The organism is Skermanella pratensis, assembly GCF_008843145.1.
In the GTDB taxonomy this organism is placed as follows: domain Bacteria; phylum Pseudomonadota; class Alphaproteobacteria; order Azospirillales; family Azospirillaceae; genus Skermanella; species Skermanella pratensis.
The window spans coordinates 2,563,808-2,587,353 of record NZ_CP030265.1 but is presented as its reverse complement, the minus strand read 5'-3'; the positions used below and the strand labels follow the sequence as shown (position 1 = coordinate 2,587,353).

Annotated in this window: 19 protein-coding genes; 13 read left to right on the top strand and 6 right to left on the bottom strand. The window is 66.4% G+C overall.

Annotated features, from left to right (window positions below):
• Positions 1–563: 563 nt before the first annotated feature.
• The 7 genes from DPR14_RS11690 (at position 564) to DPR14_RS11660 (ending at position 8,477) form a co-directional block, all read left to right on the top strand.
• Positions 564–1,742, top strand: coding sequence for a multicopper oxidase domain-containing protein (locus DPR14_RS11690; protein WP_158045292.1), 1,179 nt, complete (start codon positions 564–566; stop codon positions 1,740–1,742).
• A 108-nt stretch (positions 1,743–1,850) separates the two neighbouring features.
• A complete protein-coding gene (locus DPR14_RS11685; protein ID WP_158045291.1) occupies positions 1,851–2,912 on the top strand; it encodes a multicopper oxidase domain-containing protein in 1,062 nt (353 codons plus the stop codon).
• A gap of 18 nt (positions 2,913–2,930) precedes the next feature.
• Positions 2,931–3,863, top strand: a complete 933-nt coding sequence (locus DPR14_RS11680) for an SCO family protein (RefSeq protein ID WP_158045290.1) — start codon at positions 2,931–2,933, stop codon at positions 3,861–3,863.
• Positions 3,864–3,911: 48 nt separating this feature from the next.
• Positions 3,912–4,955 (top strand): PilN domain-containing protein, encoded by a 1,044-nt coding sequence (locus DPR14_RS11675; protein WP_192499424.1) that lies wholly within the window; start codon positions 3,912–3,914, stop codon positions 4,953–4,955.
• Complete coding sequence (gene gspM / locus DPR14_RS11670) at positions 4,952–5,530, top strand: type II secretion system protein GspM (RefSeq protein ID WP_158045288.1); 579 nt, start codon at positions 4,952–4,954, stop codon at positions 5,528–5,530. The genes DPR14_RS11675 and gspM overlap by 4 nt, the downstream gene beginning before the upstream one ends.
• A complete protein-coding gene (locus DPR14_RS11665) occupies positions 5,530–6,108 on the top strand; it encodes a hypothetical protein (RefSeq protein WP_158045287.1) in 579 nt (192 codons plus the stop codon). Before gspM ends, DPR14_RS11665 begins: the two co-directional genes overlap by 1 nt.
• A 266-nt stretch (positions 6,109–6,374) precedes the next feature.
• The gene (locus tag DPR14_RS11660) at positions 6,375–8,477 is read left to right on the top strand and encodes a cytochrome-c peroxidase (protein ID WP_192499422.1); all 2,103 of its coding nucleotides are present in this window, start codon (positions 6,375–6,377) and stop codon (positions 8,475–8,477) included.
• Between the two features lie 486 nt (positions 8,478–8,963).
• On the opposite strand, the gene DPR14_RS11655 is transcribed toward DPR14_RS11660, so the two are convergent.
• The 3 genes from DPR14_RS11655 to DPR14_RS11645 all read right to left on the bottom strand — a co-directional run bounded on the left by DPR14_RS11655 (position 8,964) and on the right by DPR14_RS11645 (position 11,569).
• Positions 8,964–10,061: a hypothetical protein gene (locus DPR14_RS11655; protein ID WP_158045285.1), complete on the bottom strand. Its 1,098-nt coding sequence runs from the start codon at positions 10,059–10,061 to the stop codon at positions 8,964–8,966.
• Between the two features lie 444 nt (positions 10,062–10,505).
• Positions 10,506–11,063, bottom strand: a complete 558-nt coding sequence (locus tag DPR14_RS11650; RefSeq protein ID WP_158045284.1) for a hypothetical protein — start codon at positions 11,061–11,063, stop codon at positions 10,506–10,508.
• Positions 11,045–11,569, bottom strand: coding sequence for a hypothetical protein (locus DPR14_RS11645; protein ID WP_158045283.1), 525 nt, complete (start codon positions 11,567–11,569; stop codon positions 11,045–11,047). Before DPR14_RS11645 ends, DPR14_RS11650 begins: the two co-directional genes overlap by 19 nt.
• A 491-nt stretch (positions 11,570–12,060) precedes the next feature.
• Between DPR14_RS11645 and DPR14_RS11640 the strand changes: the two genes are divergently transcribed.
• Positions 12,061–12,882, top strand: a complete 822-nt coding sequence (locus tag DPR14_RS11640) for a universal stress protein (RefSeq protein WP_158045282.1) — start codon at positions 12,061–12,063, stop codon at positions 12,880–12,882.
• Positions 12,883–12,961: 79 nt separating this feature from the next.
• Here DPR14_RS11640 and ppsA read toward each other — a convergent pair whose 3' ends face one another.
• Positions 12,962–15,370 carry a phosphoenolpyruvate synthase gene (gene ppsA / locus DPR14_RS11635; protein ID WP_158045281.1) on the bottom strand — a complete coding sequence of 803 codons (2,409 nt, stop codon included), beginning with the start codon at positions 15,368–15,370 and terminating at the stop codon, positions 12,962–12,964.
• 162 nt (positions 15,371–15,532) lie between these two features.
• On the opposite strand from ppsA, the gene glgP reads away from it, so the two are divergent.
• A complete protein-coding gene (gene glgP / locus DPR14_RS11630) occupies positions 15,533–17,221 on the top strand; it encodes an alpha-glucan family phosphorylase (RefSeq protein ID WP_158045280.1) in 1,689 nt (562 codons plus the stop codon).
• A 190-nt stretch (positions 17,222–17,411) separates the two neighbouring features.
• On the opposite strand, the gene DPR14_RS11625 is transcribed toward glgP, so the two are convergent.
• Positions 17,412–18,977 (bottom strand): sigma 54-interacting transcriptional regulator, encoded by a 1,566-nt coding sequence (locus tag DPR14_RS11625; protein ID WP_158045279.1) that lies wholly within the window; start codon positions 18,975–18,977, stop codon positions 17,412–17,414.
• Positions 18,978–19,209: 232 nt separating this feature from the next.
• Between DPR14_RS11625 and alr the strand changes: the two genes are divergently transcribed.
• Both alr and DPR14_RS11615 read left to right on the top strand, forming a co-directional pair.
• Positions 19,210–20,319 (top strand): alanine racemase, encoded by a 1,110-nt coding sequence (gene alr, locus DPR14_RS11620; RefSeq protein WP_158045278.1) that lies wholly within the window; start codon positions 19,210–19,212, stop codon positions 20,317–20,319.
• A gap of 35 nt (positions 20,320–20,354) precedes the next feature.
• Entirely contained in the window at positions 20,355–21,653 is a 1,299-nt protein-coding gene (locus tag DPR14_RS11615; protein ID WP_158045277.1) for a D-amino acid dehydrogenase, read from the top strand.
• Between the two features lie 83 nt (positions 21,654–21,736).
• Here the strand turns inward: DPR14_RS11615 and DPR14_RS28190 are convergent, their stop codons facing one another.
• Positions 21,737–21,916 (bottom strand): hypothetical protein, encoded by a 180-nt coding sequence (locus DPR14_RS28190; RefSeq protein ID WP_246149200.1) that lies wholly within the window; start codon positions 21,914–21,916, stop codon positions 21,737–21,739.
• Between DPR14_RS28190 and DPR14_RS29095 the strand changes: the two genes are divergently transcribed.
• Both DPR14_RS29095 and mgrA read left to right on the top strand, forming a co-directional pair.
• Positions 21,831–22,511 (top strand): class I SAM-dependent methyltransferase, encoded by a 681-nt coding sequence (locus tag DPR14_RS29095; RefSeq protein ID WP_425501040.1) that lies wholly within the window; start codon positions 21,831–21,833, stop codon positions 22,509–22,511. The two genes, DPR14_RS28190 and DPR14_RS29095, sit on opposite strands and share 86 nt — an antisense overlap.
• Complete coding sequence (gene mgrA, locus DPR14_RS11605; RefSeq protein ID WP_158045276.1) at positions 22,501–23,526, top strand: L-glyceraldehyde 3-phosphate reductase; 1,026 nt, start codon at positions 22,501–22,503, stop codon at positions 23,524–23,526. Before DPR14_RS29095 ends, mgrA begins: the two co-directional genes overlap by 11 nt.
• Positions 23,527–23,546 lie beyond the last annotated feature (20 nt).

Below are 23,546 nucleotides of genomic sequence, written 5' to 3'. Positions count from 1 at the left end.
GGGGTTTCGCCATGGATCGGTTTGCCTGAGGATCCGCCAATGAAACCGTTTGGATAGGTCCAGGACGAGCGGTCTACCGGATTTATTCCGCATCTACGACCTAAATCGGGGGAACCAACTCTTCCCGGTTCGGGCCTGCTAGGCCGCGTGCGCCGGATGTCCAGGGCCCTAAAGGTGGAGACCCAACCACATGAAGGGACAGCCCCTATAACTGTCGGAAAGAATTCTCCCCTGGAGCGGTACTCCCTGGAATTACGGGAATATGGATTCATCCCGCACGTCATCATCACGAACATGACGCAGAGATGCTGAGGTCGGTATGTCCGGAACTTGGGGAGACATCGACCGCATCAACACGTTTATCCGGAGGTATAAAAAAGTTAAAAACTAGGCTTTCCTTTTTCACGGTAAAGTACAAGTCGCTTCTTATGGCGCATCGATAAGTCAATATCGAAACACCAAAGAATAATCCATTGACGCAGTCCAGACGGATCAAAAGATTTTCTTTTGTCCGATAGTCCGAACGCATGCCGTTCTGAGCAGAATTCAAGGAGTGAGAACTAATGCGCAGGCGCGAATTCCTCAAGTACGGCAGTGCCATGGCGGCGTTTGCCACGGTTTCGACCTCTCTTCCGGCGATCCTTTCAGCGCAAACCTCCGAGGACGCGCCGACGGGTGAGAAGGCCGATTTCGACCTGGAAATCGTCGATGTCGATGTCGAATTGATCGACGGCAGCGTAGTTCCGATGTACGCCTTCGCCCCCACCGGCAAGACGGCGTCCATTCCCGGTCCCATTCTCCGGGTGACCCAGGGCGATACCGTCCGCATCGATATCCGCAACTCCAGCACCCGGCCGCACGGCTTCCAGATCGTCGGCCAGAGCAACGCGGTTGTCTCCGGGCTGGCTCCCGCCGACGGCGACGGCGAGGACAAGACGCGGATCGAGTTCGTTGCGACGAAGCCGGGAACCTACTTCTACGTCGACGGCGACAATTCCCCGATCAACCGCGTGCTCGGCCTGTACGGGGCGCTGATCGTGGAGCCCAAGAATGGCTATGCCGACGGTGCGGCGAAAAAGAAGCCGATGCCATACGCACCGGGTGCCGCCACACCCGCCATGAAGTCGCTGTTCACGGCCCTGGGCGAGGCGACGATCGACGGCAAGCCCGCCCGCTTCCCGGGCAAGCCGTGGCAGAAGGAGCGGGAATATGTCTGGATCTTCAACCAGATCGACCCGGTCATGTGCCGTCGGATCGGCGGCGGGGAGCTTGTCACCCCGGCCGAGTTCGAGAGCCAGTTCCATCCCAGGTACTTCACGATCAACGGCCTGTGCGGGCTGGACTCCGCCCATGACAAGGCGACCTGCCCGACCGGGCGTGCCGGGGAGCCTGCGCTGATCCGCTGCATGAACGCCGGCTTGGCGACCCATAGCCCGCATATCCACGGCAACCATGTCTTCGTGTTGACCGAGAGCAACAAGAATGGTCTGCCGGTGTACCAGACCAGCCTTAACGAGCATGATGTCTGGACCATGCCTCCGATGATGATCAAGGACGTCCTGCTCCCCTTCACGACGCCGCCGGACGTTCCGCCGGCTCCTTGGCGGATGGTCCAGGAGAAGTACCCGCTGCGCTACCCGATGCACTGCCACAACGAGATTTCCCAGACCTCCGCCGGCGGCTCCTATCCGATGGGGTTGGTCACGGACTGGCATATCGACGGACCTGTGGCCACCAGCTGAGTCACCGACCCTGTCGATACGCAAAACCCTGGTTCAACCGACAGCACGGCTGCACGGACATTCCGACACGCTGAGCGGCGAAGTCCCGAGCGCCCTGGAGAGCTGAGAATGACGACCATCTATCGCCCGATATCCGATCCCCTGGAATACGATACCTTCGGCTGCCACCCGTTCGAGAACGACCCCGCGACGCCTGACCGGACCACCCGGCAAGTCTTCCTTCGCCGCCAGGTCGCCGACTGGAACGTGGACATGAAGGACGGCTCCCAGCTTCAGTTCTGGGGCTTCAAGGACCCGGACGTTTCCGGAAGCGACTCCCCCTGGCCGTCCAAGCTCATCCGGGTGAAGCAGGGCCAGGTATTCCATTGCGAGTTCAAGCCGACCAAGGGGGCCCACACCATCCACTGGCACGGCATCGAGCCCACGCCCATGAACGACGGCGTCGGCCACACCTCGTTCGAGGTCAAGAGCAGCTACGTCTATCAGTGGTGCGCGCACCAGGCCGGGACCTACCTGTACCACTGCCACAAGAACACGGTCCTTCATTTCGAGATGGGCATGTACGGCGTGCTCATCGTCGATCCGCTGACCAAGAACCCGGACACCAAGAATCCGAATTACCTCTACGACCCCGTGGCGGGGGACGTTCCTTCCGCCATCACCCCCGGCGCGCCCTACTCGGCCGAATCGATCCTGGTGTTCGACGATGTCGACCCGGTGTGGCACAAGCTCGACCACAATGCCGGCATGTGCGGCGACGATGTCGGCCTGGACAAGTTCAACCCGACCTACTTCCTGATCAACGGCGTCCACAACGGCAGGACCCAGACGGACACGCGGACTGTCACCCGGATGACCGCCGGGCGCCACCTGCTGCTCCGCGTCGCCAACGCCTCCTACAGCCGGCTGCATATCACGCTGCCGTTCAACTGCTATATCGTCGAGGTGGACGGCCGGCCCCTGCGGACCAACCGCCCCAAGGGCTGGTTCTCGGCTCCGGAATACAAGGCGGCCGGCAGCAAGCTCGAGGTCGGCGTGGCCCAGCGCTATGCCATCTGGGCGCCCGAGGTTCCGCGCGGCGACCATCAGATCATCGGCAACTTCCATCACTGGATCACGAACAAGCGGCATTTCGACGGCACCGCCATCGCCAAGATCGTGGCTCTCTGAGCGGAAGGGGTTTCAACCATGCGGATCATCACTTTGCCGAGGGGTGCCGGACGCGCGGCGGTCCTCGCCGGGCTCCTGATGGGCGGTGCCGCCCTCCTGCTCGGCACGGCCCCGATCTCCGCCCGGGCGGAGGGCGGCCACGCGGGCCATTCGGAACCGGGGAAGGCGGACGCTGCCCCGGCCGCCGGAGGCCATGGCGGTTATGGCGCCCACAGCGGCTGGCCGGAGCCGAAGCAGCTGGGCGGCGATTTCAGCCTGACCGACCATACCGGACGCAAGGTGACGCTGGCCGACTTCAAGGGTAGGGCGACCGCCTTCTACTTCGGCTACACCCAGTGCGACGACATCTGCCCGATCATCGGCACCAAGCTGGGCATGGCGGTCGACCTGATGGGCGACAAGGCGGATCAGGTCAACATCGCCATGATCAGCGTCGACGACCGCAACGACGGGCCGGAGCAGCTCGCGACCTTCGTCGCCAAGCAGCACCCGCGCCTGATCGGCCTGTCCGGCAACCGCCGGGAGATCTACGAGGTTGCGGCCAAGTACCGGGTCCGCCGCGACTACGTGATGCAGAACCAAGTGGCCAAGGACGGCGACCAGCCCGCCGGGGAGCATGGCGGCGGCCATGGCGCGGAGGCGGCGCAGGCTTCCCATGGCGACCATGCCGCCCACGGCGACGGGGATCACGGCCAGGAGCAGCACAATGCCACTCCGGTTTCCGCCGAGGTGGCATCCGAAGAAACGACCGAAGAACCTCGGAAGCCGGGACAGCGGGTCAGGATCCGGTCGGCTTCCGACGATGCGACGCGGCTGCACAACATGGCGATGGCGCACACCACGCACATCTACCTTCTGAACAAGGAAGGCCAAGTTGTCCGATATATTTACCCAAGTATGTCGCCAGAACAGCTTGCCAAGCGCCTCACCGACCTGATCAATGAAGGCTGATCGCCGCCGGCAGGAAACGGCGGGTGATCGCGATTGGAGATGCTGTTCATGGCCGCGACGGGCACGCTTACCGAAAACGCACTGAAGGGCTGGCGCTGGTGGACCGGCGAGCTGAGCTCCTGCGTGCCGCGCAGGCTGCGCGCGCTGGTCCAGCCTAAGGATCTGCGCGTCGAGCTGGCCGCCGACGCGATCACCGTCCGCCGGTCGGCCCGCTCGTCCGCGACCTTTCCCCTGCCGCTCGGCGCCGCCGACCGCGAGGTCCTGAAGCGGTTGCTGAAGCGTCGTCGCATCGCGATCGCCTTCGCGGCCGGCCGCGCCGTCACCAGCACGGTCGAACTGCCGCTCGCAGCAGAGCGTTCGGCCCTCCAGGCCCTTCGCTTCGAGGTCGACCGGCGCACCCCGTTCAAGGCCGACCAAGTCCATCTCGGGTATCGCGTCCGGCAGCGCGACAGTGCCGGACGCCGCCTGGTGGTCGACATGATCTGCGTTCCGAAGCGCCTGCTCGATCCGATCCGCGACATCCTGGCCGACGCTGAGGCATCCATCGGTTCCCTGGCCGTCGATCTTCCCCAGGGCAACGTGGATCTCGGCTTCGGCGCCGCCCGCCCTGCCGCCGGCGGTGCCGGCCGGATCGTGGCATTGGGCTGGGCGCTCGGCTTGGGCGCGGCTTTGGCCGGTATCCTGGTTCCCCTGGTCCGCCTCGAGACGACGGCCGAAAGCCTGGAGGCCGAGGTCGCCGACCTGCGCCTCAAGGCCGGAAAGGCCGGCGAACTCGAGCGGCAGATCGCCGAGATCGCCGACCGAGAGAAGGCGCTCGACGCGTTTCTGGCCGACAAGGTTCCCCTGGTCCTGCTGGCGGAACTGGCCCGCATCACCGGTGACGATACCCACCTGACGGGCTTCCGGTTCGATGGCCGTACCGTGCAGATCGACGGCTCGGCCAGATCGGCCGCCGGCGTCGCCGAGGTGATCGAGGGATCGCCCCATTTCCGGAACCCCATCTTCCGAACGGCAGTCGTTCCATCGAGCGATGCGGGCGAGGATTTCTCCCTCGGCTTCGAGCTGGAGCGCGCGGCGCCGGAGGGCCGATGAACACCCTGACCATCTCTCCCCGACTCTCCAAACTGCTGGCGCTGACGATCCTCGTCACGCTGGTGATGGGATCGGTCAACATCGTCGTGCTTCCCTTGCTGGACCGCTTCGAGGCGGCACAGGCCAGGCTGGCCGACGCGGCGGCCTGGCGTGCGCGCCTCACGGCAGCGGTGCAGCGCATTCCCACGCTCGAGCAGACTCTGCAGGAAACCAAGGAGGCCGCCGGCAGCCGGAAGGGCATCCTGCGCATCGAAAACGAGGCTCTCGGGTCCGCCGAGTTCCAGAAGCTCATCCAGAAGCTCGTGGCGGAATCCGGCATCCAGCAGCGCAGCATCCAGCCGGTGCCGGCACGGCGGGAGCATGATGCGGTCCAGCTCGGGATCCGCGTCAGGGCCACCGGCGACGAAGCATCCTTGGCAAGGCTTCTCGGCGCAGTCCAGCAGCACGATCCGTCGCTTGCCGTGCGCAGCCTTCATATCGCCGCCGACTCCGTACGCGGGGACTCGTCGGCACAGGCCCCCCAGATCGACCTGCAGGCGGATTTCGATATCCTGGCCATTGAGGACCGTAAGTAATGAGCCCTTCCTCTCCCCTAATGATGTCGTTGTTCGCCATGGCAGCCGGCGGCATGGTGCTGGCCCAGGGACTGGGCTGGCAGCCTGAAGAGCCGGCGGTGGACATCCCGGCGGCATCCTTCGAGGTGGAGCGGGTCCGGCCCCATGACACGGGCGACCAGGTCGCGGCCGATATCGACGTACTGCTGCAAAGGCCCGCCTTCACGCCCGGCCGGCGTCCTTTCGTCCCGGCGCTCGCCGGGACCGCCACCACGGAGGAGGATCTGGCCGAGGCCGACGTCCCGGTGCCGAAGGTTCTCGGGGTTGCCGTCTCGTCGGCCCGGGCGGTGGCGGTGGTGATGGACGTCGACGGCAGCCGAACCCGCCGGGTATCGACCGGCGACGAACTCGCCGGCTGGCGCGTCGTCGCGATCGACCGCGAAAGGGTGACCTTCGGATCGGATGCGGTGCAAGCCGTAGTCTATCTGAAAAGATCGGGCGACCAGCAACGGGTGGAGGTCACTCCCCTCGTTTCCGAGGTTGCGGAACGGAACCCGCGGGAACCGTCGCAGAAGCCCGAACCCGGTCCCCTTTTCTGACGCCGGGATCGAGCCGCGCCCGACCCGGGAAGAATAGGTTTATCTCCAACGCGTGATCATCGCAGCCGGATAGGGATAAGCCTAATAAAAGGACAAGTCCCGGGAATTTTGCCGCTGTGGAATCGTCATCCCCCTGAACGCGTCCCCGGTCCGGAAACCGGCGCAGACGCACCCGATGAACAGGATTCAGGGAACGTCATCCAATGCGGCTCGGTCCACGCCAATGGCTCTTGTCAGCCTCGACTTGTCTCCTTACCGCTGCGACGGTGACCGGCCTCTGGTCGTCGCTGGCAGTCGCCCAGACCACAACGGAACAGGAGCCGACCACCGAACTCGAGCTCATCGAGGATATCGATGACACCGAGCCCGAAGACGAGGTCATCGACGTGGGCGAACCCGATGACCGTCCCCTGAAATCCCTGAAGGGCTTGGCGCCGCCGCTGCCCGACCTGACCGGCATCGTCAAGAACGCCGCGTGGGCCAAGGCTGCCGGCAAGGCGCTGTTCTGGGACCAGCAGATCGGAAGCGACACGGTGGCGTGCGCCAGCTGCCATTTCCGGGCCGGGGCCGATCCGCGCGTGACCAACCAGCTCAACCCCGGGCTCAATGCAGGGGACAAGATGTTCGGCTCCACGGCGGAAACCGGCCTGACGGCGTCCGGTCAGGCAGCCGGCCCGAACATCACGCTGAAGCCGGAAGATTTCCCGTTCCGCAAGCTGCAGAATCCGAACAACGCGAAGAGCAAGGTGCTGTTCGACACCAACGACGTGGCGGCTTCGGCGGGCACCTTCGCCGGCGACTATGTCGGCACGATCGAACGCCCCAAGCAGCGGCCGCGGGCCACCAACACCGATCGCTGCAAGATGACCACCGACGAGGTGTTCAACGTCCTCGGCCACGGCACGCGCAAGGTCGAACCCCGCAATACGCCGACCGTCATCAACGCCGTGTTCTACCACCGGAACTTCTGGGACGGCCGGGCGAACAACCTGTTCAGCGGCGTCGGCGTTTTCGGCCGCCGGGATATCCGCAACGACCCCGCGGCGCGTCTTCTGGTGATGAAGCCCGACGGCTCCGTCGTCCTTCAGAATGTCCGGCTGGAGAACGCGAGCGCGGCTTCCCAGGCGGTGGGGCCTCTGCTCAGCGATTTCGAAATGTCCTGCACCGCCCGGACCTTCGCCGACATCGGCCGCAAGATGATGGCCCAGCAGGCTCTCAAGCTGCAGACGGTCCATGCGGCCGACAGCCTGTTCGGCACCGGCGGACCGGTGGGCGACATCATCACCGCTTCCAAGATCGGCCTGAAGCATACTTACGGGGAAATGATCCAGAGGGCGTTCGCCAAGCGCTTCTGGGGATCTCCCAACCGCTTCAAGTTCGTGACCGGAACCGATGGCACCGTCAGCTTGGTGCAGGATCCCAACGGCTACACCCAGATGGAGCTGAACTTCCCGCTGTTCTTCGGCCTCTCCGTCATGCTGTACGAGGCCACCCTCATCTCCGACGACAGCCCGTTCGACCGCAATCAGCTCACGGCGCAGCAGAAGCTCGGCAAGGAGATCTTCGAGGGCAAGGGCAAGTGCATCGCCTGCCACGACGGCCCGCTGATGTCGAAGGCCGCCCATGTGTCGGCACAGGGAAAGCAGCCCAAGCTGGTCGAGCGCATGCCCATGAGCGACGGCAACCCTTCGCTCTATGACAACGGCTTCTACAATATCGGCGTCCGGCCGGTGCAGGAGGACCTGGGCGTGGGCGGCACCGATCCCTGGGGCAAGCCGCTCTCCTTCTCCCGCCAGTGGGTCCAGGGGCGCAAGCTCGACTCCTTCCTGATCAACGCCTGCGACTTCGAAGTTCCCTTCCCGGGACAGTCGGCTGTCGGCTGCAATGGTGACGTTGTTCCTCCGGGCATCAACCTGAGGGACGAGCGCCTGGCGGTCAACGGCGCCTTCAAGACCCCGACCCTGCGGAACGTGGCGCTGACCCCTCCCTACTTCCACAACGGCGGGCAAGCCACCCTGCAGCAGGTCATGGCCTTCTATAACCGCGGCGGCGATTTCAGCAGCGCGACCAAGTCCCCCGACGTGACGCCGCTGGGCCTGACCCTGGCCGAGCAGGATGCGCTGGTGGCCTTCATGCAGTCACTGACCGACGAACGGGTCCGCTGCTCGCGCGCGCCGTTCGATCACCCCGAACTCCTGATCCCGGACGGCCACAAGCCGGATACGGTGAAGGCGGACGGTCGCCTGGCCGACCGGCTGCGGGTCCTGAACGCCACGGGCGCCGCGGGTTACCCCTCCGACAAGTGCCCCTCCAACACCGGCAATCTCTTCGACATGGCGCGCAACATCAACGGCATGCCGATCCGGTAAACGAGGCGGGACAAGGCTTCACCGGCGGGAGCCTGGGCCAGGCGGTCATCGCCCGGCCCGGGCTTTCTCTTGTGCGCTCCTCGCCACCGCTCAAGGCGAAGCCGGCGTCACCTGTGGCGGTGAAGCCGGCGCCAGCCTGCTTGTGCGTCGCCTCGGCATTCCGACCAGCGCTGATGGCGTATCGCGCCCCGTGCGGGCGATCCCGTTGCCCGCGTACGCGGACGCCAAGGATCCTGCGCCATCACGGTGACGGTGTCGTATTCCCGCCACCATGCCGCCAGGGTCTGCGCCGGCCGGTAGGACAGCAGGTCGCCGGCTCCTGACATACACTTGGTCGCCTGATTCACTCAAACTGCGGGAGAACCCGCACCAAGGATGCATCTCGCAAGAAAAAGGGGTGCGTTCCGATCGGACCGCACCCCCATAAGTCTACCACTCGATAAGCTGTACTGTTTCCACCGGTTCCCGATCAGCTTCGCTGAAGTATCAGTCGATGCGGATCTCGACGTCGGTAAGCGGAGCCGCGACGGTCTGGCCGTTGACGGTGTACTGGGCGCGCACCTTCGGCGGGCAGCCGAGGGTGGTCGTGATTCGGGCATCGTAGTCATAGACGCCGAAGGTTTCCACGTCGGCGATTGCGGTGGCGACCCCGTATTCGGCCCGCGCCACGCCGTTCAGGGCCGGCTTGAAGATATTGACCGTGCCCGCAGCGCCGTTGATTGCGGATGGATTGTGGATGCTGCCGCGGACTTCAAGATCGATCGAGTTGGCATTGCGCTGCCGGCACTGTGCCCTCTGGATGCTTACGGCAGGCGTAGTGAAATTCACCAGCTCGCCGGCATCGGCCTCGATAGTGAAGGCGAGGAACACCTTCTGGTTATTCACCCAGCCGTAATGCCCCTCGGCCGCGACTAAGGTTCCGGGCAGAATCGACACCGGCTTGATCCGGAAGCCGTAGGCATTCATGATCGGCGACCCCTTGTAGCGTGAGTCGTACAGGGGATGGATCGTCGAGCCGTTCTCGTACACGCCGTTCGGCTTCGGGTAGGCGGGATAGGAATTGGCGGTTTCGCTGCTCGGCAGGAGTATGACCTTACTGCCCTCGATGTCGAACCACCTGTCTTTCGCATTGTTGATGTTCTTCCGCACAGTTCCGAGGAGAACGTTCTCGGCCGTGTCGGCGAAGATGGTGTCGGCCGTGACGATGCCAGTGGGATTGCCGGCGGCATCGGGCGGGCCGGCTACGCTGGTTCCCGTGACGATGCCGGTTCCCCCGATGAAGCCCGGGCCTTTCCTGAAGCCGGGAATAGGTTTCGGGTCCATCAGGTCCGTGGGCGAGATGTCACCGGAAATGCTGGTGATCAGGGTACTGGACTTCAAGTTGACCCAGACGCCCATGATCTTCATGCGGTTGACGCCGTTGACCGTTTCGAATGCCTCGATCTCGCCTTCGATTTCCACGTCCTGCGGCGCGGGCACCGCTTGTGAGAAGGCTGGCGAGGGCGTCGTCACGACCGCGGTCGCGAACAGGGCCGGAGACAGGAGAGCGGTCGTCAGAACCAGAGATTTGGCAAAGCTGCGCATTATCAATTCCTTGATGCCACTCCATTTATTGGAGTGATTTGACGATGTTCTGAATGGCTGCAGCTACGTATTATCTATGCTGCAGGTAGATAGTCGGACTGCATGACAAGAAGACGTGAACTAACTGAAGGTCGACTGCTGAACCTCGGGCCGAGTTGTTAATACCGCAGGCGATGCCGCAGCAAGAACGACTACAATGTGGACATTTCACAAATCGCCAGGATGCAATCAACCCCCATGATAGCTGTCGTTACTTAGACGACGAGCAGGAAAGATCGTTATTCCAGAAAGATTTGAATCTTATGGGAGTACTTCTTAGATGTTGTCGATTATGCCGACCGTGGGTATTGCGCCAAGCCGATATGGTGTCCGGAAGACCGCCGAAATGAAGAAGGCCGGGGCTTGCCCGGCCTTCAAGGAAGTGCTCGATCCGTCACGCGTGTCTCAGTCGATGCGGTTGTCCACGTCGGTGGTAGCCTGGATGTTCACGAGATTGCCGGCAGCGTTGGTGGTCCTTACCGGCTGTCGGGTGGTCGGGTTGAGCAACCGGGCACCGATCGTGGCGGGGCAGCCGTCGCCGGCCTGCGAACCGGTTTGCGCGTTGGTGAGGCGTGCGTCGACCCGGTAGAGGGCGAACCGTCCGTCCTCGGCGTCCGGAACCGACGTCACGGTGATCGGATAGGCGAACCGCGTCAGGCCGTCGCCCGCGACGCGGAAGATCTCGACCCCCGCCGCTGGCGACGGGGTCGTTCCCATGTAGGTGGCGCCCCGGACCTCCAGTTCGATATCGTTCGGAGCGCGCTGCCTGCACTGGGCCCGCAGGATGCTTATCTTGGGCACAGTCGGGTTCGTGATCTCGCCGCCCGACACCTCCAGATCCCAAAGGAAAAGCCTCTTGTCGTCGTCGGACCACCAGCCCTCGGCTGCCACGGGCGTGCCGGGAACGATGCTGTTGCGGGCCAACGGGAAACCGAAGTCGTTCTTCAGCGGATTGCCGGGCACCCGAGGGTCGAAGGGCGACTTGTTCGGGGAAACGAGGCCGCGCCGGAGCGCGGGGGCATCAGGACGATTTCCATGCCGTCGAGCTTGAGGACACCGTTGCTGTTCTGGGTGATGTAGCCGAGAGCCACATTCTCTTCCGGGTTCAGCGACACGTCGGACGCCGTGACCTTGGTTCCATCGCTCTCGCCGATGACGATCGCCGTGCCGTTCCGGAACCCGTCCGGTTTCCCCGGCAGATCGTAGCCCACGACGTCGGCCCAGCTGATGCTGGGGTTCGTCGGCGTGGAGATCCTCGCACTCTCAGGGACCTTGATCACGGTTCCCATCACCGTCAGGGTCCGTCCCTCCGGGTCGATCTCAAGGATCCTGCCCTCGATCTCGACCTCCAGCGGGGCGAACGGCGGGGTCTGCGCTTGGACGGTTGCCGAGAGGGAGAGGGCGCACGCCGAGGCGAGGAGTGCCGTTTTGGTGACCGACGCAAATGAACGACTTGTCAGGCTGCGCATATGCAAATCCTCGGTGTCGCCCCCGCATCGGGGAGCGTTGTGATGAAGGATAATACTTCGGGGAAGACTTCTTGCCGGACCGCGTGTCACGCGACCATTCCGGCGGATACTGTTTCTGCTAAGGCATCTACTACGGTTCAGCCGTATCACCTGTTATCAGAAGCATGCGAAAAGCGTCTCCCCATGGCTGCTGTCGGTTAGATGACGTATTGGAAAATCTATAAATTCCCGAACTCTTGGGTCGCTGAAGGAGTAATTTCTTCTTATAAAGACCTCACGTTGTATGTCCTTGGTTAAGACTGCTCTATATTCTGTTTCTACTGAAACATTCGACGTGAATGGAATAATCGCCGGCAACGATCCATCCCTGCACGGCTCGCCCTTCGAATCCGATGTTTACCTGGATCAAGGCGCACCCTCGCCCGGACGGCTAGGATTTCCCGAAATGTGCCTGCGGACGGCTCCGCAGGTTCCGGGGGAGGGAGACGGCAATGGCTTTTCAGGACATTCTTGCCCATGTGCGCCCCTATGGGTCGATCGAACCCGTGGAGGTGGCCCTGCGGCTCGGCGGGCGGTTCGACGCGCGGGTAACCTGCCTCTACCCGCTGGAGGATGTCGCGCGCATGAGGGCGATCCTGACGGAGAACTCGGCACCTCTGCAGACGCTGATCGATCGCGACTACGCCGCGGCCACCGAGGCGGAGCGGCGGATACGCTCCCTGGGGGAGCGCGAAGGCGTCGATCTGGCCTGGTGCGCGTACGAGGGCGAGGCCGCCGACCTGATCGCCATCGTCAGCCGCCTGCAGGAACTGGTCGTCGTCGGCAAGACCGAACCCGGGGAAAGCTGGGGCGTGGTCGAGCGGATCGTGACGGTGCCGACCGGCCGCCCGATCCTGGTCGTGCCGTCCACCGGCCCCTTCTTCGATACGGGAAAATGTGTCCTCGTCGCCTGGAACGGCAGCGCCCAGGCCGCCGACGCCGTGCTCCGCGGCATGCCCCTCCTCGTCGGGGCGGAGCGCGTCGTCGTGCTTTCTGGAAGCGAGGACCGCGAGAGGCTGCCTCCGGCGACTCCCCGGCCCCAGCTCGACGTCGTGGCGTTCCTGAAGCGTCACGGGATCGAGGCGGAAATGCGCCGCACCGATGCCTCCGGTGCCGACGCGGGAATGGCGATCCTGGATGCGGCCCGCGACGTTTCGGCGGACCTGGTCGTGATGGGAGCGTTCGGCCGATCCCGTCTGCGCGAGTGGGTGCTGGGCGGAGCGACGCGCACCGTGCTGGACTACATGCACATCCCCGTCCTGATGGCACACTGACCCGCCGTTCCGGCGGCGAAGCCTTCGAAGCCGGGCCTTCGAAGCCGCTCGCCGCCGGGTACCGCCACGGGGCAGCCAGTCAGGCGGAATCCCGTGGCTCGCGGCCGAGCCCCTGCTCCAGTTCCACGACGGCGCGCAACGTCTTCAGCACGCTGTCGGGCGTCAGGCTGATCGAATCTATGTCCAGCCGGACCAGGAATTCGGCGATCTCCGGATAGTCCGACGGCGCCTGCCCGCAGATCCCGCAGGGCCGCCCGTTCCGCTTGGCGCCCTCGACCGCCTGCCGCAGGAAGGCGAGCACGCCGGGATCGCGCTCGTCGAAGTCGAAGGCGACCAGCGGGCTGTCCCGATCCACGCCCAGGGTCAGCTGGGTCAGGTCGTTGGAGCCGATGGAGAAGCCGTCGAACAGCTTGGCGAACTCGTCCACCAGAAGCACGTTGTTCGGGATCTCGCACATGACATAGACTTCGAGCCCGTTCACCCCCCGCTTCAGCCCGTGACGGCCCATGGCATCGATCACCCGCTCCGCCTCGGCCAGCCGGCGGCAGAACGGCACCATCACCTTCACGTTGGTCAGCCCCATGCCATCGCGCACGCGGGCGAGCGCCCGGCACTCCAGGGCGAACCCCTCCTCGTAGGCCGGATGGGCATAGCGCGCGGCTCCCCGGAAACCCAGCATCGGGTTCTCCTCGACCGGTTCGAACCACCGTCCGCCGACCAGCGACGCATACTCGTTCGTCTTGAAATCCGAAAGGCGGACGATGACCGGGCGCGGATAGAAAGCCGCGGCGATCGTGCCGATGCCTTCCGACAGACGCTCCACGAAATAGGCGCTGCCGTCGGCGTGGTGGCGGATCAGCCGGTCGATGCGGCCGCGTTCCTCGGCGTCCTCGATGCGCTCGGGATGGATCAGCGCCATGGGGTGCGCCTTGATGGACTCGGCGATGATGAACTCCATCCGGGCCAGCCCGACGCCGTCCACCGGAAGCCGCGCGGTCTGGAACGCCTGGTCGGGGTTGCCCAGGTTCACCATGATGCGCGTCCGCGGCCGCGCCAGCCGGCTCAGGTCGATGCGCTCGACCCGGAACGGCACGATGCCGTCATAGACCATGCCGGTGTCGCCCTCGGCGCAGGACACCGTCACGGTCTGTCCGTCGGTCAGCGCCTCGGTCGCGCGCTCGGCCCCCACGACGGCGGGAAGCCCCAGTTCCCGCGCGACGATCGCGGCATGGCAGGTGCGGCCGCCCCGGTTGGTGACGATCGCGGCGGCGGTCTTCATCACCGGCTCCCAGTCCGGCGTCGTGGTGTCGGCGACAAGCACTTCGCCGGGGCGGAAGGACGACAGGTGATGGGCATCGGTCACCACCCGCACCGGGCCGGCGGCGATGCGCCCGCCGACGGCGCGGCCGGAAGCCAGCAGCCTGCCCTTCCCCTCCGGCACGAAACTCTCCAGTTCCAGCGCGTTGCCGCGGGAGGCTACCGTTTCCGGCCGAGCCTGGACGATGTAAAGGCCGCCGTCGAGTCCGTCCTTGGCCCACTCGATATCCATGGGCTGGCAGTAGTGATCCTCGATCCGGATGGCGAACCCGGCAAGCCGCAGCACCTCGTCGTCGGTCAGGCAGAACCGCTCCCGGTCGGCGTGCGGCGTGGGCACGATCCGCGTCGGCTCACGCGGGCGGCCCGTCCGGTAGACCATCCTCACCTGCTTCTCGCCGAGCCGGCGCCGCAGGACCGCTCGGTAGCCATCCCGGAACTTGGGCTTGTGGACGTAGAACTCGTCGGGATCGACGGCGCCCTGGACCACCGTCTCGCCCAGGCCATAGGCTCCCGTGATGAAGACCGCGTCGCGGAATCCCGACTCAGTGTCGAGCGTGAACATCACCCCCGCCGCCCCCAGGTCGGATCGCACCATCTTCTGAACCCCGACCGAGAGGGCCACCTTGAAATGGTCGAATCCCTGGTCCACGCGGTAGGAGATCGCGCGGTCGGTGAACAGCGAGGCATGGCAGCGCCGCACCGCGTCCAGCAGCATCGCCTCCCCGGCCACGTTCAGATATGTGTCGTGCTGGCCGGCGAAGCTGGCGGTGGGCAGGTCCTCGGCCGTGGCGGAACTGCGTACCGCAGCCGTCAGGCCGTCGCCATACTCGGCCAGCAGCCGGCGCCACGCGTCCCTCACCTCCGCCTCCATGCGCGGGGTCAGCCCTGCGGCGTAGACGATTTCCCGGGCCCGCGCCCCGGCCCGCGCGAGGCCGGCGACATCCGATTTGTCCAGCCCGTCGAGCAGGCCGTGCAGCTCGTCCCACGCCCCCGCCTCGGTCAGGGCGTCGCGAAACGCGGCCGCGGTCAGGGCGAAACCGTCGGGCACTTCGACGCCGAGCGGCTTCAGGTTACGGTACATCTCCCCGAGCGAGGCGTTCTTGCCGCCCACCGACGGAACATCGTCGCGTCCCAGTTGGGAAAACCAGCGGATATAGCTCTCGTCCGGCATGGCAGCCCCTCCCCATCATTATACGCCCCTATGTACCCAGGGAAGGATAGGCGGGGTGGCCGGGGATGCCTTAACCTCGATCAAGGACGTCCACGATCCGGTTTGGTGCCGCCGCCCGGAGCGGCACGGTGAGCGCCGAACGGAGAGAACCGGAGAGACCCCATGATCGACGAATTCACGCGTCGCAGCCGGATCGCCTATTTTTCGATGGAAATAGCGCTCCGCCCGGAAATCCACACCTATGCCGGCGGCCTCGGCATCCTCGCCGGCGACACGGTGCGGTCCTGCGCCGACCTGGAGCTTCCGGTCGTCTTCGTCACCCTGATCAGCCGGATGGGATATATCCGGCAGGAGATCGACGCCGGAGGTCGGCAGGTCGAACACCCCGACCCGTGGGAGCCGGAACGCTGGGCCCGTAAACTGGGCGCCAAGGTCGCCGTCGTCATCGAGGGCCGGGACGTCTGGATCCAGCCCTGGCTGTACCGGCACCGGGGGAGTCTCGGCTACGAAATCCCCGTCCTCCTCCTCGACACCGTCCTGGACGAGAACGCGCCCGAGGACCGGGACATCTGCGCCAGCCTGTACGGCGGCGACGACGCCTACCGCCTGAACCAGGAGATCGTGCTCGGCATCGGCGGCTACCGCCTGCTGCGATCGCTCGGCTTCGACATCGAAACCTACCATATGAACGAAGGGCATTCGGCCTTGCTGGCGATGGAACTGCTGCACGGGCGCAGAAGGCCCAACGGCGGTCCGGCGGAACATGCCGGATACGATCCCGAGGCCGCGCGGCAGCAATGCGTGTTCACCACTCATACGCCGGTGGAGGCGGGGCACGACCGGTTCGCCTACGACCTCGTGACGCGCAAGCTGGACGGCACGCTCGACATCGCGGCGCTCAAGGCGTTCTCGGGACCCGACTGCCTCAACATGACCCGCCTGGCGCTTAACCTCAGCGGCTACGTCAACGGCGTCGCCAAGCGCCACGCGGAGATCTCGCGGAAGCTGTTCCCCGGCTACCGGGTCCACGCCATCACCAACGGCGTCCATGTGGAGACCTGGACCAGCGAAAGCTTCGCGCAACTCTACCAGGACCACTTCCCCCAGTGGCGCCACGAGCCCGAAGCACTGATGCGGGCCGACGGGCTGGATGACGGGGAGGTCTGGAAAGCCCACCGGCAGGCCAAGCTGGCGCTCCTGGATCGCGTCGCCCAGGAGACCGGGACCCGGCTGTCGCCGGACGTCCTGACCCTCGGCTATGCCCGGCGCATGACCGGGTACAAGCGCCTGGACCTCCTGTTCAGCGATCCCGACCGGCTCCGGTCGCTGGCGCGCCGGCACCCCTTCCAGGTCGTCGTCGCGGGCAAGGCTCATCCGCGCGACGAGGGCGGCAAGCGCATCATCGAGGCGCTCCACCGCTGCCGGGACGCCCTGGCCGGCGACATCCCGGTGGTCTTCCTGCCCAACTACGACATGGACCTGGCCCGGCCGCTCACCTCCGGGTCCGACGTGTGGCTGAACACCCCGCTGCCGCCGCTGGAGGCGTCCGGGACCAGCGGCATGAAGGCGGCGCTCAACGGCGTGCTGAACCTGGGGGTTCTGGACGGCTGGTGGATCGAGGCGTGCGTCGACGGCACCACCGGCTGGGCCATCGGCGACGCCAACCTCGGCACCGCCGGCGACGATGCCGAGGACCTGTACCGCAAGCTGGAAACGGACGTCCTGCCGCTGTTCTACACTGACCGCGCACGCTGGATCTGGATGATGAAGCAGTCGATCAGCAAGATCGCCAGCCATTTCAACAGCCAGCGCATGATGCGCAGATACGCGTCCGAGGCGTATCTGCGCTGAGCGAACCAGCGGGACAATTCCGGCCCCTGAATTCTACTTCAGCGGCAGGTTCTCCAACGGCCCCATCCGGCTGGAGGTGGGAATCGTGATGCTCGGGGCCGAGGCGGGATTCAGGAACATGCCGAAGCGAATGCGGGACAAGAAAGGATCAGAGTGATCTTTCCACCCTCGCCCTGCCGGCAGACGGACCCTACCCGCCGCCGCTCCCCCGCCCCTGCGGAATCCCGTATTTCCGCAGCTTGTTCGCGACCATCGTGTGCGACGTCTTCAATCGCGCCGCCAGCTTGCGGCTGGAGGGGAAGCGCGGGAACAGGCGGTCCAGCAGCGAGCGCTCGAACTCGGCGACCGCCTCCTCCCAGCTCCCGGCGCACTCGTCGCCCAGGCCGTCCCCGCTCCGCCCCGGCTCCGCCGCCATGCGCGAATTGGCGATCTCCAGGTCCGGCGCGTCCAGCCAGGGGCCGTCGGTCATGGTCACCGCCCGGAAGATCACGCTTTCCAGCTGCCTCACGTTGCCGCGCCACGGGTTCGCCAGCAGCGCGCCCGCGGCGCCCGCCGTCAGCCGGCAGGGCCTGCGCTGGACCTGGGCGCAGGCGCGCAGGATGAAATGTCGGGCCAGCAGCAGGATGTCGTCGCCGCGTTCCCGCAGCGCCGGGACCTGGAGCGCCAGCACGTTCAGGCGATAATACAGGTCCTCGCGGAAGGCTCTCTCCGCCACCATCTGGTCCAGCTTGCGGTGGGTGGCGCTGATGATCCGCACGTCCACCTTCATCTCGTGGTCGCCGCCGACCCGGCGGAAGCTGCCGTCGTTCAGGAACCGCAGCAGCTTCGCCTGGAGATAGGGCGACAGCTCCCCGACCTCGTCGAGGAACACGGTGCCCTGGTGCGCCAGTTCCAGAAGCCCCGGCTTGCCGCCGCGCTGCGCCCCGGTGAAGGAGCCCGGCGCATAGCCGAACAGCTCGCTTTCCGCCAGGTTCTCCGGCAGGGCCGCGCAGTTCAGCGCCAGGAAGGTCTTGCCCATCCTGCTGCTGGCCCGGTGGCAGGCATGGGCGATCAGCTCCTTGCCGGTGCCCGTCTCGCCCAGGATCAGCAGGGGGGCCTCGACCGCGGCGAGGCGCGCGGCCCGGGCCTTCAGCCCCTTCATGGCGGGGGAGTCGCCCAGGATCGCGTCGAAGCCGCCCTCGTCGAAGTTCCGCAGCGCCTGGAGCCGCTCGCCGATCCGGCTCGGCGCGTGGAGCGTCAAGACGCCGCCCGCCACCTGGGACGGCTGGTCGGCGACCGGACGGACATCGACCTGGAACGGCTGCCCGCGCAGCATCACCTCCCGCGCCGGCACCTGGAACCCGTTGGCGACCATCTCGCGCTGGAAGCCCTCGTCGTCGGTCAGCTCGGCGATCCGCTTACCGGACAGCGCGGCTCCGCCCACGATGTCGTCGGCGGCGGCGTTGGTCAGGATGACCATCCCCCCGGCATCGACCGCCAGCACCGGGTCGGGCATCGCCGCCAGCACCGCCGCCAGATGCAGGCGGCGGCGAACCCCCGGCAGCATGTCCACCGGGGCCACGCCCTCGACGCCCGCGACCTCCAGCAGCGCCTCCCGCAGCCCGTCAAGCGCGTCGCCGGTCAGCTCGGGCGCGTCGATGAAGATATCGGGCGGATCGACCTCCACCGCGACGACGTTAAGCCGCCGGGCGGCGAGGACTGCGAGGACCTCGTGGGCGATGCCGACGCGGTCGGTGAAACTGATGTCGATGCGCACGCCGCAAACCCCGTACAAGATCGCTTACAGTGTAACGAAATCAATACGGACTTCCCATAGGCTTGCTTTCCAGCGGCGATCAACCTGGAAGCCCGCCACATGCCGCCGGCCGTAAACCATCGCGTACACCCCGGCACCCCGGAGAATCCCCGGAGCCCGCCGGCCATCGGCAGTTTCTCGCTTGGCACGACGATTGCTGAATATATCTCTACGAAAACCGGAGAAGGCCCCCATGCTGGACACCCGTGAAGCAAGCGCAGGCGCAGTGCTGACCGTCGATCTCGACGCGATCCGCGCGAACTATCGGCTGCTCCGCGACCGGCTCGGCGGCGTCCCCTGTGCCGGTGTGGTCAAGGCCGACGCCTACGGGCTGGGCGCCGCCAAGGTCGCGCCGGCACTGGCCGCCGAGGGATGCAGGCACTTCTTCGTCGCTCATATTGACGAGGCGATCGCGTTGCGCCCCCACCTTCCCGAAGGTGCCTGCCTGTTCGTCCTTCACGGCGTGATGCCCGGCGCGGAAGCGGACTGCATCGCCCATCGGATCACGCCCGTGCTGAACAGCCTGCCCCAGATCGACGCCTGGACCGGGCTGTCCCGTTCCCTCGGCCGCCGGCTGCCGGCCATCGTCCAGGTCGATACCGGCATGTCCCGCCTGGGATTGTCGGCGCGGGAGATGGAGCTTCTCGCCGCCGATCCGTCCCGGCTGGACGGCATCGACCTGCGCTTCGTGATGAGCCATCTCGCCTGCGCCGAGCAGCAGGGCCACGAACTCAACGCCGAGCAGCTCGCCCGCTTCCGCGCATCCCGCGCGCGGCTGCCTGCGGCGCCGGGCTGCTTCGCCAATTCCTCCGGCATCTTCCTCGGCCCCGACTATCATTTCGACCTGGCCAGGCCCGGCGCGGCACTGTACGGCGTCGCTCCCATCGCGGGAGCGCCCAACCCGATGCAGGGCGTGGTCCGGCTCCAGGGGCGGGTGATCCAGGTGCGCGACATCGAGGCGGGTGCCCGCGTCGGTTATGGCGGCAGATGGACGGCGCCCGGGCCGGCCCGCATCGCGACCGTCTCGGTCGGCTATGCCGACGGTTACCTGCGCAGCCTGGGCAACCGGGGGGCCGCGTGGCGGGGCGCCACCCGCCTGCCCGTCGTCGGCGTGGTGTCCATGGATACCGTCACGCTCGACGTCTCCGCCCTGGGCGACCTCACGCTCGATCCCGGAAGCGTGGTCGACCTGATCGGGGAGCATAATCCGGTGGACGCCGTGGCCGAGGCCGCCGGCACCATCGGCTACGAGATCCTGACCAGCCTCGGCGGACGGTATTTCCGCCGATATGCCGGCGGCTGAGCCCGACCCTTCCTCTCATCCAAGGAGACCGTCTCGTGAAGGTACTGGTTCTCGGCAGCGGCGTCATCGGCGTCACCTCGGCCTATTTCCTCGCCAAGGCCGGCCACGAGGTCACCGTGGTCGATCGCCAGCCCGCGGCGGGGCTGGAGACCAGCTACGGCAACGCGGGCGAGGTTTCCCCCGGCTACTCCTCCCCCTGGGCGGCGCCGGGCCTGCCGTTCAAGGCGGTCAAGTGGCTGTTCATGAAGAACAGGCCGCTGGTGATCTGGCCGAAGCTGGACCCCGCCCAGTGGGCCTGGGGCCTGTCCCTGCTGCGTAACTGCACGGCGGAGCGGTATGAGACCAACAAGGCCCGGATGGTCCGGATCGCCGAGTACAGCCGCGACACGCTCCGCGACCTGCGCGCCGAGGCCGGCATCCGGTACGACGAGCGTGCCAAGGGCACCCTCCAGCTTTTCCGCAAGCAGGAACAGCTCGACGGCACCGCCGCCGACATCGCGATCCTGAAGCGTTTCGGCGTCCCGTTCGAACTGCTCGACCGCGACGGCTGCATCGCGGCGGAGCCGGCGCTGGCCCTGGTCCGCGACAAGTTCGCCGGCGGCCTCCGCCTGACCGGGGACGAGACCGGCGACTGCTTCAAGTTCACCCAGGCGCTGGCCGACCGCGCCAAGGACCTGGGCGTCACCTTCAGGTACGGCGTCGGCATCCGGCATCTGGCCGGCGACGGCCGCCGGATCACCGGCGTGGTCACCGACCAGGACGAGCTGACGGCCGACCGCTATGTCGTGGCGCTGGGCAGCTATTCGCCGCTGCTGCTCAAGCCGCTCGGCATCCGCATTCCGGTCTACCCGGTCAAGGGCTACTCGATCACCGTGCCGATCACCGACCCGGCCGGGGCTCCGGAATCCACCGTGATGGACGAGACCTACAAGGTCGCGGTCACCCGCCTCGGCGACCGCATCCGAGTCGGCGGCACGGCCGAGCTGACCGGCTACGACCTCACCCTCCGCCCGTCGCGCCGGGGACCGCTGGACCATGTGGTGACCGACCTGTTCCCCCGCGGCGGCGACGTGTCGCGAGCCGAGTACTGGACCGGCCTCCGCCCCATGACTCCGGACGGACCGCCGATCATCGGCCCGACGCCCCTGGCCAACCTGTACCTCAACACCGGCCACGGCACGCTGGGCTGGACCATGGCGGCCGGCTCGGGCCGCGTGCTGGCCGACATGGTCTCGGGACGCACCGCCGACATCGACCTGGAAGGCATGACGATCGGGCGTTACGGTGTCGGAACCGGCGGCGGCCTCGCCCCCGCCAAGGGGGCGCACGCCTGACACTGTGGAGAGACGGGGCACATGGGCGGTTTCAAGGATCACTTCTCCGGGCACGCCGCCCTCTATGCGGACTGCCGTCCCAGCTACCCGCCGGCGCTGGCCCAGGCGCTGGCATCCGCCGCCCCGGCCCGCAAGCTGGCCTTGGATTGCGGCTGCGGGTCCGGGCAGCTCTCGGTCCTGCTCGGCGCCGAGTTCGACCGGGTCGAAGCGACCGACGCCAGCGCCGAACAGATCGCGCAGGCGGCATCCCACCCGCGCGTCACCTACCGGGTGGCCAGGGCGGAGGAGAGCGGGCTGCCCGACAGGAGTTGCGACCTCGTCGCGGCGGCCCAGGCCGCCCACTGGTTCGACCTGCCCGCCTACTGGGCGGGAGGTCGCCCGCGTGCTCAAGCCCGGAGGGCTTGCCGCCCTGGTCTCCTACGGCATCCTGCGGATCGATCCCGCCATGGACGCGGTGATCCACGACTTCTACGCGGGAGAGATCGACCCCTTCTGGCCGCCGGAGCGCAGGCTCGTCGAATCCGGCTACCGCGATCTCGATTTTCCCTTCCGCGAGACGCCGGCGCCGCGGATCGACATGACCGTGGAATGGGACCGGGCGAGGCTGATCGGCTATATCGGCACCTGGTCCGCGGTCAAGGCGGCGGAGAGGCACGGCCTCGATCCCATGCCCGCCTTCGCCGACGCGATCGCCCGGCTGTGGCCCGACGCCGGCGAGGTGCGGCAGGTCCGCTGGCCGCTGCTTCTGCGCATCGGCTATTCCTCCTGATCATAGGCGGCAACCGGCAGGCGGTCCGCGGCGTTAAGCCTCTTTCAAGACAGCTTTTCGACAGGAAGAGAGCGTTTCATGCCTTATGATGCCGCCGCCGACCGTTATGGACGGCTCTCCTACCGCCGGTGTGGCCGCAGCGGCCTTGACCTGCCGGCGATCTCGCTCGGCCTGTGGCAGAATTTCGGGGGCAAGGATGTCTTCGAGACGGGCCGCGCCGTGCTGCGCCGGGCCTTCGACCGGGGCGTCACCCACTTCGACCTGGCCAACAACTACGGCCCGCCGCCCGGCTCGGCGGAGGAGAATTTCGGCCGCTGGATGGCATCCGACTTCCGTCCCTACCGTGACGAGCTGGTGATCTCGACCAAGGCCGGTTACGAGATGTGGCCCGGCCCCTACGGCAATTTCGGGTCCCGCAAGTACCTGACCGCCAGCCTGGACCAGAGCCTGAAGCGCATGGGCCTGGACTATGTCGATATCTTCTACTCGCACCGGACCGACCGCGACACGCCGCTGGAGGAGACCATGGCCGCGCTGGCCCAGGCGGTGCGCCAGGGCAAGGCGCTCTATGTCGGCATCTCCTCCTACTCGCCGGAGATGACGCGGAAGGCGACCGAGATCCTGAAGTCGATGGGCACGCCCTGCCTGATCCACCAGCCCTCCTACTCCATGCTGAACCGTTGGATCGAGGACGGGCTGCTCGACACGCTGGAGGAGCTGGGCATCGGCTGCATCGCCTTCTCGGCGCTGGCCCAGGGCATGTTGACGTCCAAGTACCTGGACGGCATCCCGGAAGGCTCCCGCGTCACCCGCGGCGGCTCCCTGAAGGAGGGCTTCCTGTCGGACGACAACATCCAGCGCATCCGCCAGCTCGACGAGATCGCCCGGCGGCGCGGCCAGTCCCTGGCGCAGATGTCGCTGCTCTGGGTGCTGCGCGACCCCCGCGTCACGTCGGCCCTGATCGGCGCCCGCACCGTCGAACAGCTCGACGACAGCCTGGACGCCCTGAACGGATCGCCGCTCACGCCCGAGGAACTGGCCGAGATCGACCGCTTCGCCACGGACGGCGGCATCGACCTCTGGCGCGCCTCCTCGTCGCGCTGATCCCGGGAGGGTGCGCGTCC